A 15,502-nucleotide genomic window follows, 5' to 3' on the forward strand; every position below is an offset into this window, starting at 1 on the left:
CCCGGATGTCGCTCACCAGCTCGCGCGATGAATCGATCTGCTTTGTGACGGTTTGATGCATCGGCACGCGAACGCGCGATGACCTGCGAGCACGAATCGCGAGGCCTTACGTCTTCCCCGAGAGAGCGCTCCATCGCATGGCTGCATTCCACCGCGCGGGACATCGCGTGATTGCGCTCGCTGCGTTCAGCACGTAGCTTCGCGCCACAAACAAACAAAAAATGTAAGCTGGAGAGAATGCCATGGCGCGCCTGAAGTTCGGAGCCTTCCTTGCCCCGCATCATCCGATCGGGGAGCATCCGATGCTCCAGTTCCGGCGCGATCTCGACCTGGTCGAGCAGTTGGATGCGCTCGGCTATGACGAGTTCTGGTGCGGCGAGCATCATTCCTCCGGCTGGGAGATGATCGCCTCGCCGGAGATGTTCCTGGCTGCGGCCGGCGAGCGCACCAAGCGGATCAAGCTCGGCACCGGCGTGGTGTCGCTACCCTATCACCACCCCTACAACGTCGCGCAGCGCATGGTGCAGCTTGACCACATGACCGGGGGCCGCGCCATCTTCGGCTCCGGTCCCGGCGCGCTCGCCTCCGACGCGCATACGCTCGGCATCGATCCGATGACGCAGCGCGACCGCCAGGACGAGGCGATCGGCGTGATCCGCCGTCTCTTCGACGGCGAGCGCGTCACCGCAAAGAGCGACTGGTTCACCATGAACGACGCCGCGCTGCAGCTCCTGCCGCTGCAGGAGGAAATGCCGTTCGTGGTGGCCTCGCAGATCTCGCCCTCCGGCATGACGCTGGCCGGCAAATACGGCATCGGCATCATCTCGCTGGGTTCGATGACGACGCAGGGGCTGATGTCGCTGCAGCAGCAATGGCAATTCGCCGAGGACGCGGCGAAAAAGCACGGCACCAAAGTCGATCGCGCGAACTGGCGCGTGCTGCTGACCTGGCATATCGCCGAGACGCGCGAGCAGGCGCGCCGCGAGGCCGGCGCCGGGCTGATGCGCTGGCACAACGAATATAATGTCGGCACGCTGCAACGGCCCGGGCTCACCGCGTTCGGCTCGCCCGACGAGGCCGTGGACAAGACCGCTTTCGTTGACGGCGCGGCCTCCGTCATCGGCACGCCCGACGACCTCGTCAAGATGATCAAGAATGTGATGCAGGTCTCCGGCGGCGTCGGCGCCGTCATCGGCTTCGTGCACGACTGGGCCAATCCGGAGAACACGCGCCGGAGCTGGGACCTTGTCGCGCGCTACGTCGTGCCCGAGATCAACGGCTACATCGACGGCTTGCGCAAGTCGCAAAAATTCGTGATCGAGAACCGCGCGATCTTCGAACGCGCGGGCCAAGCCGTGATGGCCAAGATCATGGAAAACGAGAAGGCCGCCGAGGCGTTGAAGGTGACCGGCGCCGGCCGCGTTGCGATTCCGGCCGTCAATGCCCCGGATTTGCAGAAGGAAGCGGCGAAGCGGTAGCGCGGAGTCATCGTCACCGGATCGTGCTATGTTGGCCGGGCCTCGCCAACCGGAGCAATCGACATGTCGATGCAGAATGTGGCCGCCCCTGCGCACGGCTTCACTCCGCCCAAGCGCAACGAGCTGACACATATTCCCGGCGACGAAGGCTGGCCGATCATCGGCAAGACCTTCCAGGTGCTCGCCGATCCCAAGGGGCATATCGAGGCGAACGGCGCCAAATACGGCTTGGTCTATCGCACGCACTTCTTCGGCGAGACCAATGTCGTGCTGCTCGGCCCCGAGGCCAACGAGCTCGTGCTGTTCGACCAGCAAAAGCTGTTCTCCTCGACCCATGGCTGGAACAAGGTGCTCGGCCTGCTGTTTCCGCGCGGCTTGATGCTGCTGGATTTCGAGGAGCACCGGCTGCACCGCAAGGCGCTATCGGTCGCGTTCAAGTCAGGCCCGATGAAATCTTATCTGAGCGATCTCGACCGCGGCATCGGCGCTCGCGTCGCGCAGTGGAAGGCCAAGCCCGGCGAGATGCAGCTTTATCCGGCGATGAAGCAGCTCACGCTCGATCTGGCCGCCGCGTCCTTTCTCGGCGCCGATATCGGGCCGGAGGTCGACGAGATCAACCGCGCCTTCGTCGACATGGTCGCCGCCGCCGTCGCCCCGATCCGCCGACCGCTGCCCGGCACGCAGATGGCGGCCGGCGTCAGGGGACGCAAGCGCATCGTCGCTTATTTCCGCGAGCAGATTCCGCTGCGACGCGGCAATCACGGCGGCGATGACCTGTTCTCGCAGCTCTGCCGTGCAACCCACGAGGACGGCGCCCTGCTCTCGGAACAGGACATCATCGACCACATGAGCTTCCTGATGATGGCGGCGCACGACACGTTGACCTCGTCGCTGACGTCGTTCATCGGCGAGCTCGCGGCAAATCCCGACTGGCAGGACAAGCTTCGCGCGGAGGTCATGGCGCTGGGGCTCGCCCCTAATGCGCCGAGCAGCTTCGACGATCTCGAAAAGATGCCGCTGTCGGAGATGGCGTTCAAGGAAGCGCTGCGGATCAAGCCGCCGGTGCCCTCGATGCCGCGCCGTGCCATGCGCGATTTCACCTTCAAGGGCTTTTCGATTCCGGCCGGTACCGCGATCGGCGTCAATCCGCTCTATACGCACCACATGAAGGAGATCTGGCCGGAGCCGAACCGGTTCGATCCGTTGCGCTTCACCGAGGAGGCCCAGCGCAACCGCCACCGCTTCGCCTGGGTGCCGTTCGGCGGCGGCGCGCATATGTGCCTCGGCCTGCACTTCGCCTACATGCAAGCCAAATGCTTCGCGCGGCACTTCTTGCAGAACATCGAGGTGTCGCTGGAGCCCGGCTACAAGCCGGACTGGCAGATGTGGCCGATCCCGAAACCGCGCGATGGATTGCGGGTGCGGGTGAAGGCTGTGTGAGCATCGCTCTCGTAGGGTGGGTTAGCCGAAGGCGTAACCCACCTCTTTGGTGTCCGCAGTGACAGAAGTGGTGGGTTACGCTTCGCTAACCCACCCTACGGCTTCGTCGCCCGTGGCGCCTACGCCCCCTGATCGAACGCCTTGCGCAGGGCCACGTAACCCTGCTGCTGCTGGCTCCAGTTGCGGCCGCCGGTCATCGCGCCGTCGATGACGAGGTCATGGCCGTTGATGAAGCTGGACTCGTCGCTGGCCAGGAACACCGCGGCATGGGCGATGTCGTCGGGAAGGCCCGCGCGCGGGATCGGCTGCGCGGTCTTGTAGACCTCGCGCATCACCGCCGGCGTCTTCTCCGCCGCATCGGTCGAAAGCCCCAGCGCCTTGCCGAAAATGCCGGTCGCGATCGCGCCGGGCGAGATCGAGTTGACGCGGACGTTGGATTCGCCGAGCTCCATCGCCACGCATTTGGTGAGATGAATCACCGCCGCCTTGGCCGCACCATAGACCATCGAGGACGAGAAGCCGGCGAGACGGCCGGCGATGCTGCCATTGTTGATGATGCTGCCAAAGCCCTGCTTCTTCATGTGGGGCGCGGCGTGCTTCATGCCGAGCATGACGCTGCGCAGCAGGGTCGCCATCGCCGCGTCGAAGCGCTCGACCTCGAGGCCTTCGATGCCGCCGGTCTGCGCCGGGCCGCCGGCATTGTTGAACAGGCAATCGATGCGGCCGAATTTGTCCACCGCGAGCGCGATCAGCGCCTGCATCTGCGCTTCGACCGTCACATCCGTCTGGCGGAAGACGCAAGCCGCCCCGAGCTGCTTCGCCAGCGCCTCGCCTTCCGGTATGCGCCGGCCCGCGATCACAATTTTGGCACCTTCGGCAACGAAGACTTCAGCAGTCCGCAACCCGATCCCGCTCGTCGCGCCCGTGATCACCGCGACCTTGCCATCCAGCCTGCCCATGGAATGTCCCTGTTTTCGAACCCCTTGACGCCAAATGGCGGACACCAATCGACGACGGCGCCGCGACGGTCGGCGCCGCAGCAGGCACTATTCCTGCCGGCTTCCGACAAGGCAAGCTTTGCTTGGGGCCGGCGACATGCGTAACATTCCCGGCGACCGCTCGATTGTCGAACGCATATCGCGACCGGACTGCGCATGGGGAAGCTGATCGACGAATTCCGCAAGGGCTGGCACGGCGCAGCACCGCCATCGCTCGGCCTGAGCCTTGCGTTTGCGGTCGCTTGCCTGCTGGTTGCGACGCTGGCGCGCTGGGCTCTCGCCCATGTGCGGCCCGACGTCTATTTCACGCCGTATTTCCCGGCCGTGTTCTTTGCGGCCGCGTTCGGCGGCTTCCGCATCGGCATCATCACGGCGCTGGTCGGCGGCGTGCTCGGCGTCGTCGTGAATTTCGGCGATGCCTTTGCCGATAACGCGCGATTCGCCCTGCTGGCGCTGTATTGGACGGTCTGCGCGCTCACCATCTGGGGCGTCGAGCACTATCGCTCGCTCCTCGTCGAGCAGCGCCGGATTTCCAGACGCCTGATCGAGGAAGAAGACTACCGCAAGCTGCTGGTCGACGAGCTCCAGCACCGGCTGAAGAACAAGCTGTCGACGGTGCATGCCGTGCTGCATCAGGTGCTGCACGATCAGCCGCAAATCTGGGCCCGGATCGATCCGCGACTGCGGTCACTTGCCGCGACCGACGATTTGATCTCGCGGATCGACAAGGCCGGCTGCGACATTCGCGACCTCCTGATCTCCGAGCTCGGCCCTTATGGCCATGTCCGCTTCACGCTCAACGGCGAACGGCTGTTCCTGCCGCCGAAGCTTGCGGTCACGCTGTCGCTGATGTTTCACGAGCTCGCCACCAACGCAGGCAAATATGGCGCGTTCTCCGCGCCGCGCGGGTTGTTGCAGGTGTCATGGACCGTCAGCGACGACCGTCTGACCGTGACCTGGGATGAAACCGAGGGCCCGAGCGTCGACAAGGTCTCCGAGCCAGGTTTCGGCACCAAGCTGTTGAAGTCGGCGCTGTCGGCCTTCGACGGCAAGACGGAGGTCTCCTATCTCAGGACCGGACTCCATTGCACCATGCAATGCCGTATCCCCAAGGACGGTTAGACACGGCGCAAACGAAACCCGTTCGCGTGCGTCGTTCGCGATTCGTCGGACGCGTTGACGCCCTGTTAATGACGATGGGCTGCGCGCGTCGCATCGCCGCAAAACACCACCGTAATTCTCCGGACCCCTTAACCAAACTTAAGAGGGAACCGCGCAAGATCGCGGCCATTGCAAAGGCGCGCTGAAACAACAAGATTCATGACTTCTATGAACGACAACAAATATTCCGGCGCGAGCGAAGCCGAACTCGGATTCCTCAAGGAAATCGTTAGAATGCTACCTGCCGGCTTGACCGTGCAGGACGCGCAGGGCGAACTTCTCCTGGTCAACGATGTCGCGGCCGCCCAGCTCGGCATGGACGGCAGCCGCCCCTCGCGCGATCTCGCATCGCGCCTGGAAGCCTGCCGGCAGGCCCTGAGCTCCGGCCAGGCGGTCGTCGCCGAGGAAGCGCTCCACGACGGAGCCGCACGCCAGGTGCTGCTGACCACTCATCGTCCGATCCGCCTCGACGGACGCGAGCTGCTGATCTCGGCCTCCTCCGACATCACTGAGCAGAAGAATTTCGAGGACCAGCTGTTCCGCTCGGCCTATTTCGACGAGCTGACCGGCCTGCCCTCGCGGCGCGTGATCGAACATCGCGCCACCAGCCTGCTCGCGCAGGGTCGCGTCGGCGAGCGCTTTGCGCTCGCCTTTCTCGACGTCGACAATTTCAAGCACATCAACGACTATTACGGCCACGCGGTGGGCGATGCCCTGCTGGTCGAGCTTTCGAAGCGGCTTGGACGCGGCTTGCGCGACTCGGACATGCTGTCGCGCATCTCCGGCGACGAATTCCTGCTGCTGCTGTCGCCGATCCAGAGCCAGGAGGAAGTCGCCGAATTCATGCAGTCGACGCTGGAGCGGCTGACGGCGCCGTTCTTCATCGACAATTCGGAAGTGTTCGCCTCAACCTCCGTCGGCATCAGCCTCTACCCCGATCACGGAAGCAGCTTCGAGACACTGCGTCAGAACGCCGACATCGCGATGTACCGCATCAAGAATGACGGCAAGGGATCGGCGGCCTTCTTCGACTCCAGTATGGAGCGCGAGGCGCTGGCGCGGATGAAGATCGAGCAGTCGCTGCGGCTCGCCATCCTGGAGAAACGCTTCTGCTGCGCCTTCCAGTCCAAGGTCGACATCCGCACGCAGGACGTGAAGGGCATCGAGGCCCTCGTACGGCTGCGCGACGACGAGGGCGTGATCCAGGCGCCGGGCTCGTTCATCAATCTTGCCACCGAACTCGGGCTGATCGACGAGCTGACCCATCTCGTGCTCGCCGAGATCGTCAAGTCGATCGACCTCATCAACGAGACATTCGGTGCGGAAGCGACCATCAGCATCAACGTCGCGGCCAAGCAGGCCGGCAACCCCGAATTCATGCGCAGCTTTGCCCAGGCGCTCGACGACACCGGCTTTCCGCAGCGCTTCATGATCGAGGTGACGGAAGACGCCTTCGTCGCCAAGAATCATTTCCAGGCCGAGATCCTGCCGATGTTCCGCAAGCTCGGCGTCGCCATCTCGATCGACGATTTCGGCACCGGCTATTCCTCGCTCTCGGCGCTGGCCGACATCACCGCGGACGAGATCAAGATCGACCGGTCCTTCATCACCGATATCCATAAGCGCCCACGCAACCAGGGCATCCTGCGCGCGATCGAATCCCTGAGCGAAGCGCTCGGCATGACCGTGATTGCCGAAGGCATCGAATCCTACGAGGAGCTCGCCTACCTCCAGGCTGCGACCAAAATCCGGTACGCGCAGGGCTATTATTTCTCACGGCCGATCTTCCTGGAGGAGCTGAAGCTCGCAACGCCCATCTCCAGCGAAGCACGCGCCGGCGTCACAAACCGCTCGACCCAACAGAACCGGCAGGGCTATTCCCGGGCGAACGGATACAGGCGGTAAGCCCCGGCCTTGATCGTTGATTTCCAAAGCTTGAGCAGCCCGTTCCACGGGTGAGGTCAACAATTGCATCTGCCGATTTCCTCGGCAGAAGCGATCCGGCGCGGCCAAGCCGGGACAATGTCACACATGCCCTTCGCGTGGTCCCGCCGGAAGGTGGAATTGCAATGTCTGCACGGTTGTGCAAATCGCTATGGCCAAAGAATTCACCAGGAGGGACCATCGTGCGCCGCTCGCTCATCTTAACAACAACCATCCTCGCCCTCGCCGCGGGCACGTCCGCACAGGCCGACGATCTCAAGGTCGCGCTGATCTATGGCAAGACCGGCCCGCTCGAGGCCTATGCCAAGCAGACCGAGACCGGCCTGCAGATGGGTTTTGAATACGCCACCAAGGGCACCATGACGCTCGACGGGCGCAAGATCGTCGTCATCACCAAGGACGACCAGGGCAAGCCGGATCTCTCCAAGGCCGCGCTCGCGGAAGCCTATCAGGACGACAAGGCCGACATCGCGATCGGCACGACCTCGTCGGCCGCGGCACTCGCGATCCTGCCCGTCGCCGAGGAAAACAAGAAGATCCTGATCGTCGAGCCCGCGGTCGCGGATCAGATTACCGGCGAGAAGTGGAATCGCTACATCTTCCGCACCGCGCGCAACTCGTCGCAGGATGCGATCTCGAACGCGGTCGCGATCGGCAAGCAGGGCGTCACCGTCGCGACGCTGGCGCAGGACTACGCCTTCGGCCGCGACGGCGTCGCCGCTTTCAAGGAGGCGCTCGGCAAGACCGGCGCGACGCTCGCCGCCGAAGAATATGCCCCGACTTCGACCACCGACTTCACCGCGGTCGGCCAGCGCCTGTTCGACGCGCTGAAGGACAAGCCGGGTCGCAAGGTGATCTGGGTGATCTGGGCCGGCGCCGGCAATCCGCTGGCAAAACTCCAGGACATGGATCCGAAGCGCTACGGCATCGAACTGTCCACCGGCGGCAACATCCTGCCGGCGCTCGCCGCCTACAAGGGCCTGCCCGGCATGGAAGGCGCGACCTATTATTTCTACGAGATCCCGAAGAACCCGGTGAATGACTGGTTCGTCGCCGAGCACCAGAAGCGCTTCAATGCACCGCCGGACTTCTTCACCGCGGGCGGTTTCGCCGCCGCGATGTCCGTCGTCGCCGCGGTCACCAAGGCGAAATCGACCGACACCGAGAAGCTGATCAGCGCCATGGAAGGCCTGGAGTTCGACACGCCGAAGGGCAAGATGATGTTCCGCAAGGAAGACCATCAGGCGCTCCAGAGCATGTATCACTTCAAGGTCAAGGTCGATCCGAATGTCGCCTGGGCCGTGCTCGAGCCGGTGCGCGAGCTGAAGATCGAGGACATGAACGTTCCGATCAAGAACAAGCGGTAGGTGCTTCTTCACCTCTCCCGCTTGCGGGAGAGGCCGGGAGAGGGCTCTGTCCTCTTGGGGGCTCTCGATTGCGGAGACACCCTCTCCCCACCCCTCTCCCGCAAGCGGGAGAGGGAGCGCGGCGCGATCGCGGAAATATTCCTCTCTCACCATTTGCTAGACCCATGACGCTGACCCTTGAAACCCGCGACCTCACTATCCGCTTCGGCGGCCATGTCGCGGTCAACAGCGTCACCTGCAGTTTCCGGCCGGGCGAGCTCACCGCCATCGTTGGGCCGAACGGCGCCGGCAAGACCACTTATTTCAACTTGATCTCCGGTCAGCTCCGCGCATCGAGCGGCAGCATCCTGTTCGACAGCACCGACATCACCCAGCATTCCGCGCCGATGCGGACGCGTGCCGGCCTGGGGCGCGCCTTCCAGCTCACCAATCTCTTTCCCAATCTCTCGGTGGAGGAAAACGTCCGCCTCGCCGTGCAGGCCGCCGACGGCACTCACTACGACATGCTGCGGCCATGGATGGTCCGCCGCGATCTGATCGCCCGCGCCGATGCTATTCTGGATCAGGTCGCGCTTGGCGGCCGCCGTGGCGTCGCCGCGACCGCACTGTCGCATGGCGATCAGCGCAAGCTCGAGGTCGCGCTGATGATGGCGCTCGAACCGAAGGTGTTCATGTTCGACGAGCCGACCGCAGGCATGAGCATCGACGAGGTGCCGGTCGTGCTGAACCTGATCGCGCAGCTTAAGCAGGACAAGAGCAGGATCATTCTCCTGGTCGAGCACAAGATGGATGTGGTGCGATCGCTCGCCGACCGCATCATCGTGCTGCATAACGGGCAGCTTGTTGCGGACGGCAGGCCTGCCGAAGTGATCGCGTCACCGATCGTGCAGGAGGCCTATCTCGGTGTCGCGCCCAAGAATGTTGCAGGGAGCGCCGCGTGACCGATCTATTGAGGCTCTCCGGGGTGCACACCCATATCGGCCGCTATCACATCCTCCAGGGTATCGATCTCGCTGTCGCGCAGGGGCAGACCACGATGCTGCTCGGCCGCAATGGCGCCGGCAAGACCACGACACTGCGCACCATCATGGGCCTCTGGAAGGCCTCTTCCGGCGAGATCAGTCTCGCCGGCGAGCGCATCGAGAGCCGTGCGACGCCCGACATCGCGCGGCTCGGCGTCGGCTACGTGCCGGAGAGCATGGCGGTGTTCTCCGACCTCACGGTGAAGGAAAATCTCGTGCTGGCGGCGCGCGACGGACCGCTCGACGACGCCCAGCTCGACTGGATTTTCGGCTTCTTCCCCGCGCTGCGCCGGTTCTGGCTGTCCCGCGCGGGAAGTCTCTCGGGCGGACAGAAGCAGATGTTGTCGATTGCCCGTGCCATCGTCGAACCGCGCAAGCTCCTGCTGATCGACGAGCCGACCAAGGGCCTGGCTCCGGCAATCGTGATGGCGTTGATCGAGTGCCTGAAGGAGATCAAGCGCAAGGGCGCCACCATCCTGATGGTCGAGCAGAATTTCTTTGCCGCCCGCGAGCTCGGCGACGACGTGCTGGTGATGGACAACGGCACCATCGTTCATCGCGGCGAGATGGCGGCCTTGGCCTCCGACGTGCCGCTGCAGGAGCGACTGCTCGGTCTGAGCCTGGAGACGCATCAATGACCGAGCTCGCCGCAACCGATCCGCTGCCGAAGCCGAAGCGCGACATCGCGCCGATCCTGCTGCCGATCGCCGTCGCCCTCGTGATGATCCCGCTGATCGGCTCACCCAGCACTTGGCTGACGCTGACGGCCGCGAGCCTCGCGATGGGCATGATGATCTTCATCATGGCCTCGGGGCTCACGCTCGTGTTCGGCCTGATGGACGTGCTCAATTTCGGCCATGGCGCCTTCATCGCGGTCGGGGCCTATGTCGCGACCCTGGTGCTGGCGCCGTTCGCGGCCTCCCTCCAGGCTGATTCGCTGTGGATCAACCTCGCGGTGCTGGCGCCGGCGGCCTTGCTGTCGATGGCAGTGTCCGGCGCGCTCGGCCTGATCGTCGAGCGGGTGCTGATCCTGCCCGTCTACGGCCAGCATCTGAAACAGATCCTGATGACGACGGGCGGCCTGATCGTCGCCGAGCAGACGCTCTATGCGGTGTGGGGGCCACAGATCATCCCGACACCGCTGCCGACGTCGCTGCGCGGCTCCTTCATCCTCGGCGACGTCGCGATCGCGAAATACCGCGTGCTGGCGACGCTGATCGGCCTCGCCGTCTTCATCGCGATCCAGCTCGTGCTCAACCGGACCAAGCTTGGCCTTCTGATCCGTGCCGGCGTCGAGAACCGCGAGATGGTCGAGGCGCTCGGCTATCGCATCCGCCGTCTGTTCCTCGGCGTGTTCATGACGGGATCGGCGCTGGCCGGCCTCGGCGGCGTGATGTGGGCGCTGTATCGCGAGCAGGTCCACGCCTCCATGAGCGACGACCTCACCGTCCTGATCTTCATCGTCGTCATCATCGGCGGCCTCGGCTCGATCGGCGGCTGCTTCATCGGCGCGATCCTGGTGGCGATGATTGCCAATTACGGCGGCTTCCTGGTGCCGAAGCTCGCCCTCGTCTCCAATATCCTGCTGATGGTCGCCATTCTGATGTGGCGGCCGCGCGGCCTCTATGCGGTGACCAGCCGATGATGATCCTGTCAGGCGATCCGCCGCGCAGCCGCGTGCTCGCGCTCGTTCTCGTCGTCATCATCCTGGCGCTGGTGGCGACGCCGTTCCTGTTTCCCGGGGCGAAGGCACTGAACGTTGCGGCCAAGATTTGCGTCTTCGCCGCGCTCGTCGCCTCCTACGATTTGCTGCTCGGCTATACCGGCTCGGTGTCGTTCGCACACACCATGTTCTACGGGATCGGCAGCTACGCGATCGCGATCGCGCTGTACGGGATGGGCCCGAATTGGGGCGCGGTTGCAACCGGCATCGTGGTCGGCCTGCCGCTTGCCGCGCTGCTTGCGCTTGCGATCGGACTGTTCTCGCTGCGGGTGGCCGCGATCTTCTTTGCCATGATCACGCTCGCGGTCGCATCCGCCTTCCAGGTGCTGGCCTCGCAGCTGTCCTGGCTGACCGGCGGCGAAGACGGACGCAGCTTTCAGCTGCCCGAGCTGCTCAGGCCCGGCACGGTGCTGATCTCGAAGAACGTGCTCGGATTCGAGGTCAACGGCCGCATCCTGACCTATTATCTGGTGTTCGCCGTCTCGACCCTGATGATCCTCGCTTTGCTGCGGGTGGTGAACTCGCCGTTCGGGCGCGTGCTGCAGGCGATCCGCGAAAACCGCTTCCGCGCCGAGGCGCTCGGCTTCCGCACCGTCTTCCACCTGACCTACGCCAACTGCATCGCCGCACTGGTCGCCGCGGGCGCCGGCATTCTCAATGCATTGTGGCTGCGCTATGCCGGCCCCGATACCTCGCTCAGCTTCTCGATCATGCTGGACATTCTGCTGATGGTCGTGATCGGCGGCATGGGCACGATCTACGGCGCAATCATCGGGGCAAGCATCTTCATCCTCGCCCAGAACTATCTGCAGTCGCTGATGGGCGTCGCCTCCAAAGCGGCGTCGGAAGCCGGCCTGCCGCTGCTGCCGGGACTGTTGCATCCCGACCGCTGGCTGCTGTGGCTCGGGCTGCTCTTCATCGCCAGCGTCTACTTCTTTCCGACCGGCGTGGTCGGACGGCTGCGCAGTCTCGGCGGCGACAAGAGTGCGGGCAGCTCGCATTAACGCGCGATTCATGATGCAGCGCAGCGGCTCGCTGAACACGATTGCGATCACGCAACGAGATTAACGCTCAGGTAACTGGCTTTCCTAAGCTTTACGCCATTTGTGTGGTGTATCCCTGTCCCTCCAGGGAGGGGGAATGCGCCAGGTCTTTGCAGGGATTGCAGCCGGAATGTTCCTAGCCGCGAAGCACGGCTGGGAGGCGGCCATTCGGCGCGGACCGGTGCTGTGGCTCACCCTGTGCGGCGTGTTGCTGGTCGCCGGGATCTTCGCCGTGACCGCCATGGCCGTCGGCGAATTTCGCGAACGTACCCTGGTCAACCGCGAGCGCGAGCTAGAAAATACGGTGCAGCTGATCGCGCGGCACTTCGATCAGCAATTCGAAGACTCCGACGTCGTCGCTGCCGATGTGATCGGGCAGATGAATCTGCCGGAGATCAGTTCGGCCGCGATGTTCCGCGAGCGCATGTCCGGACCCGCGACGAACCAGATGCTGCGCAGCAAGATCGGCCCGGTGTCTTACCTCGGCGACATCGCGATCTACGATGCCGACGGCGAACTGATCAACTGGTCGCGGGCCCAGCCGCTGCCCAAGATCAACATCTCCTCGCGCGCCTACTTTCAGACCTTCAAATCGAATCCGATGGCCGAACCGGTGGCGCTGGAATCGGTCCGCAGCTTCATCATCGGAAAATGGACCACGATTGTCGCGCGTCGGCTGAGCGGCGCGGACGGCAGCTTCTTCGGCACGATGGTCCGCCGGATCGATCCGGACAGCTACCAGAACTATTTCGCGTCCGTTGCGCTTGCAGAGGGCACGGCGATCTCGCTGTTCGACCGCAATGGCAAGATGCTGTCGCGCTACCCGCATGTCGAAGAGCTGATCGGCAGGGACTTCAAGGACGCGCCGCTGATGCGCAAGATGCTTGCCGAAGGTGGCCGGCACACCCTGCGCGTCAAGGGCCCGATCGACGGCGACGAGCGCCTCGGCTCCGGGGCCTCGCTGTCGCATTTCCCGCTGGTCATCGTCGCGACCAACACCACGAGAGCCGCGCTGGCCGACTGGCGGCAGCAGACCGGCTTCATGGTCACCACCGCCGCGCTTTCGGCCACGGTGATTGCGCTGATCCTGTTTCTGATCGTTCGCCAGATCAACCGGCAGAATCGCGAGGCGCAGCAACGGCTGGAGGCGGAGCGCGGGCGGCTCGACACCGCCTTGAACAACATGTCGCAAGGGTTGATCCTGTACGATGCCGCCGGATTCATCGTCACCTGCAACCGCCGCTACGCCGACATGTTCGGCCTCTCTCACGATGTCATCAAGCCCGGCTGTCACATCCGCGAGGCGATGTATCATCGCAGGGAGCGCTGCGCGTTCGACGGCGATGTCGAGGCATTTTGCGCCGACGTCATGAGGATCGTCGCCGAGGGCACGGTCTCCACGAGAACCCATCAATTGCCGAGTGGCCGCGCTTTCCAGGTCATCAACACCCCGCTCGCGCAGGGTGGATGGGTGGCCACGATCGAAGACATCACCGAGCGCCGCAAGCTGGAGCAGGAACGCGACCGCAATTACATGTTCCTGCGCGAGATTATCGACCACATCCCGTCGCAGATCACGGTGAAGGATGCTCACACGCGGCGATATCTGTTGGTCAACCGGACCGCCGAAGAGCAATTCGGCCAATCAGGCGAAAACATCGTTGGCAAGACCCCCTTCGACATATACCCGGATGCCTCCGCCAAAATCGTCACCGACGACGATAGCAAGGCGCTGAAGGCGGGAGGGGGCTTATTCAAGGACGAGCATGCCTGGCAGAGCCAGGCCAAGGGGCTGCGCTACATCACCTCGACCCGTATCGGAATCCGCGACGAATCCGGCGAGCCGCGCTACCTCATCAATGTGGTCGAGGATGTCACCGAACGGCGGCGCGCTGACGAGAAGATTGCGCATATGGCGCATTACGATGCGCTCACCGACCTGCCGAACCGGGCGCTGTTCCGCGAGCAGATCGAGCGTGAACTGGAGAAGGTCGGCGGCGGCAGTCAGTTCGCGCTGCTCTATATCGACGTCGACGAGTTCAAGGGCATCAACGATTCGCTCGGTCATCACGTCGGCGACGAGCTTTTGAAGGGGATTGCGGCGCGCATCCGCGGCTGCCTCGGACAGGGCGACCTGATCGCGCGGCTCGGCGGCGACGAATTCGCGGTGATCCAGACCGGGATCAGTTCATCCGCCGACGTGGTATCATTCGTGACGCGGATCTTCGAGGCGATCCGCCGGCCCTATCACTGCTTCGGCCATCAGCTCTCCACCGATGCCAGCATCGGCATCGCGATGGCGCCGCAGGACGGCACCGATCTCGACCAGCTCATCAAGAATGCCGATCTCGCGATGTACGGCGCCAAGGCGGAAGGACGCCGCACTCACCGCTTCTTCGAACCGGAGATGGATGCGAGCGCCAAGGCGCGCCTGAGCCTGGAGCAGGATCTGCGCCAGGCGCTGGTGAACGGCGGTTTCGAGATCCACTATCAGCCGCTGGTCGACCTCCGCACCAACGATGTCACGGGCTGCGAGGCGCTGCTGCGCTGGCGGCATCCCGAGCGCGGCATGGTGTCCCCGGCAGAGTTCATCCCGATTGCCGAGGACACCGGCCTGATCAACGAGCTCGGCGACTGGGTGCTGCGCATGGCCTGCAACGAGGCCGCGACCTGGCCGGCGCATGTGCGCGTCGCGGTCAACGTCTCGCCGGTACAGCTCAAATGCGAGACGCTGGCACTGCGAATCGCCGGCGCGCTCGCGGATTCCGGACTTGCCCCGTGCCGGCTCGAACTAGAGATCACCGAGGCCGTGCTGATCCGCGACGACGAGGCGGCGCTCTCGATCCTGCACCAGCTCCGCGCGATCGGCGTGCGCATCGCGCTCGACGATTTCGGCACCGGTTACTCCTCGCTCAGCTATCTCAAGCGCTTTCCGTTCGACAAGATCAAGATCGACCGCTGCTTCGTCGCCGATATCGCCGAGGCGAGCGGCGCGCCCGTGATCGTGCAGGCGGTGGTGAACATCGCCGCCGCCAGCAACATGACCACGGTCGCGGAAGGCGTCGAGACCGAGGCGCAGCGCGAGATGCTGCGCGCGCTCGGCTGCACGGAGATGCAGGGTTATCTTTTCAGCAGACCGAAGCCGGCCAGCGAAGTGCGAAAGCTGTTCGGCCCAAACCATGCCTTGCCGGTGGCGGCGGTGGCCTGAGATGGCGAAGCCGAGGGAAACGTCAGCCAGACGGTCGACGTTGCGGATTCCTATGCCGTGCGGCTGACCGGCGTCGCCGCCTCCGAGGTGATCGGCACAATAAGCACTGGCAGGCCTT

The 15,502-nt window shown here is 64.1% G+C and carries 11 protein-coding genes; 10 read left to right on the forward strand and 1 reads right to left on the reverse strand.

The window, feature by feature from the left end:
* Window positions 1-242 precede the first annotated feature (242 nt).
* Together AC0L3P_RS19160 and AC0L3P_RS19165 are read left to right on the forward strand one after the other, a co-directional pair.
* Window positions 243-1,478, forward strand: a complete 1,236-nt coding sequence (locus AC0L3P_RS19160) for an LLM class flavin-dependent oxidoreductase (RefSeq protein WP_473303963.1) — start codon at window positions 243-245, stop codon at window positions 1,476-1,478.
* A 63-nt stretch (window positions 1,479-1,541) separates the two neighbouring features.
* Complete coding sequence (locus AC0L3P_RS19165; RefSeq protein WP_473303965.1) at window positions 1,542-2,918, forward strand: cytochrome P450; 1,377 nt, start codon at window positions 1,542-1,544, stop codon at window positions 2,916-2,918.
* Window positions 2,919-3,037: 119 nt separating this feature from the next.
* On the opposite strand, the gene AC0L3P_RS19170 is transcribed toward AC0L3P_RS19165, so the two are convergent.
* Window positions 3,038-3,877 (reverse strand): SDR family NAD(P)-dependent oxidoreductase, encoded by an 840-nt coding sequence (locus AC0L3P_RS19170; RefSeq protein WP_473303968.1) that lies wholly within the window; start codon window positions 3,875-3,877, stop codon window positions 3,038-3,040.
* Between the two features lie 195 nt (window positions 3,878-4,072).
* Here AC0L3P_RS19170 and AC0L3P_RS19175 point away from each other — a divergent pair, with 195 nt between their 5' ends.
* From AC0L3P_RS19175 to AC0L3P_RS19210, 8 genes are all read left to right on the forward strand, one after another.
* Window positions 4,073-5,038: a sensor histidine kinase gene (locus AC0L3P_RS19175; protein WP_275168660.1), complete on the forward strand. Its 966-nt coding sequence runs from the start codon at window positions 4,073-4,075 to the stop codon at window positions 5,036-5,038.
* A gap of 207 nt (window positions 5,039-5,245) precedes the next feature.
* Window positions 5,246-6,982: a putative bifunctional diguanylate cyclase/phosphodiesterase gene (locus AC0L3P_RS19180; protein ID WP_354064520.1), complete on the forward strand. Its 1,737-nt coding sequence runs from the start codon at window positions 5,246-5,248 to the stop codon at window positions 6,980-6,982.
* A 221-nt stretch (window positions 6,983-7,203) separates the two neighbouring features.
* Window positions 7,204-8,388, forward strand: coding sequence for a substrate-binding domain-containing protein (locus AC0L3P_RS19185; protein ID WP_354205851.1), 1,185 nt, complete (start codon window positions 7,204-7,206; stop codon window positions 8,386-8,388).
* A 164-nt stretch (window positions 8,389-8,552) separates the two neighbouring features.
* The gene (locus AC0L3P_RS19190; RefSeq protein ID WP_275168664.1) at window positions 8,553-9,329 is read left to right on the forward strand and encodes an ABC transporter ATP-binding protein; all 777 of its coding nucleotides are present in this window, start codon (window positions 8,553-8,555) and stop codon (window positions 9,327-9,329) included.
* Window positions 9,326-10,048, forward strand: a complete 723-nt coding sequence (locus AC0L3P_RS19195) for an ABC transporter ATP-binding protein (RefSeq protein WP_275168666.1) — start codon at window positions 9,326-9,328, stop codon at window positions 10,046-10,048. Before AC0L3P_RS19190 ends, AC0L3P_RS19195 begins: the two co-directional genes overlap by 4 nt.
* Window positions 10,045-11,055: a branched-chain amino acid ABC transporter permease gene (locus AC0L3P_RS19200; protein ID WP_027566072.1), complete on the forward strand. Its 1,011-nt coding sequence runs from the start codon at window positions 10,045-10,047 to the stop codon at window positions 11,053-11,055. Before AC0L3P_RS19195 ends, AC0L3P_RS19200 begins: the two co-directional genes overlap by 4 nt.
* Window positions 11,052-12,137, forward strand: coding sequence for a branched-chain amino acid ABC transporter permease (locus tag AC0L3P_RS19205; RefSeq protein WP_354205847.1), 1,086 nt, complete (start codon window positions 11,052-11,054; stop codon window positions 12,135-12,137). The genes AC0L3P_RS19200 and AC0L3P_RS19205 overlap by 4 nt, the downstream gene beginning before the upstream one ends.
* A gap of 136 nt (window positions 12,138-12,273) precedes the next feature.
* Window positions 12,274-15,384: a bifunctional diguanylate cyclase/phosphodiesterase gene (locus AC0L3P_RS19210; RefSeq protein ID WP_473303981.1), complete on the forward strand. Its 3,111-nt coding sequence runs from the start codon at window positions 12,274-12,276 to the stop codon at window positions 15,382-15,384.
* Window positions 15,385-15,502 lie beyond the last annotated feature (118 nt).

It is taken from the genome of Bradyrhizobium sp. WSM4874 (assembly GCF_055811835.1).

Bases quoted from the DNA above. Each gene is read 5' to 3' on its own strand.
- AC0L3P_RS19170 (WP_473303968.1), bottom strand. From the start codon at position 3,877: ATGGGCAGGCTGGATGGCAAGGTCGCGGTGATCACGGGCGCGACGAGC.
- AC0L3P_RS19190 (WP_275168664.1), top strand. From the start codon at position 8,553: ATGACGCTGACCCTTGAAACCCGCGACCTCACTATCCGCTTCGGCGGC.
- AC0L3P_RS19205 (WP_354205847.1), top strand. From the start codon at position 11,052: ATGATGATCCTGTCAGGCGATCCGCCGCGCAGCCGCGTGCTCGCGCTC.
- AC0L3P_RS19200 (WP_027566072.1), top strand. From the start codon at position 10,045: ATGACCGAGCTCGCCGCAACCGATCCGCTGCCGAAGCCGAAGCGCGAC.
- AC0L3P_RS19175 (WP_275168660.1), top strand. From the start codon at position 4,073: ATGGGGAAGCTGATCGACGAATTCCGCAAGGGCTGGCACGGCGCAGCA.
- AC0L3P_RS19160 (WP_473303963.1), top strand. From the start codon at position 243: ATGGCGCGCCTGAAGTTCGGAGCCTTCCTTGCCCCGCATCATCCGATC.
- AC0L3P_RS19210 (WP_473303981.1), top strand. From the start codon at position 12,274: ATGCGCCAGGTCTTTGCAGGGATTGCAGCCGGAATGTTCCTAGCCGCG.
- AC0L3P_RS19180 (WP_354064520.1), top strand. From the start codon at position 5,246: ATGAACGACAACAAATATTCCGGCGCGAGCGAAGCCGAACTCGGATTC.
- AC0L3P_RS19165 (WP_473303965.1), top strand. From the start codon at position 1,542: ATGTCGATGCAGAATGTGGCCGCCCCTGCGCACGGCTTCACTCCGCCC.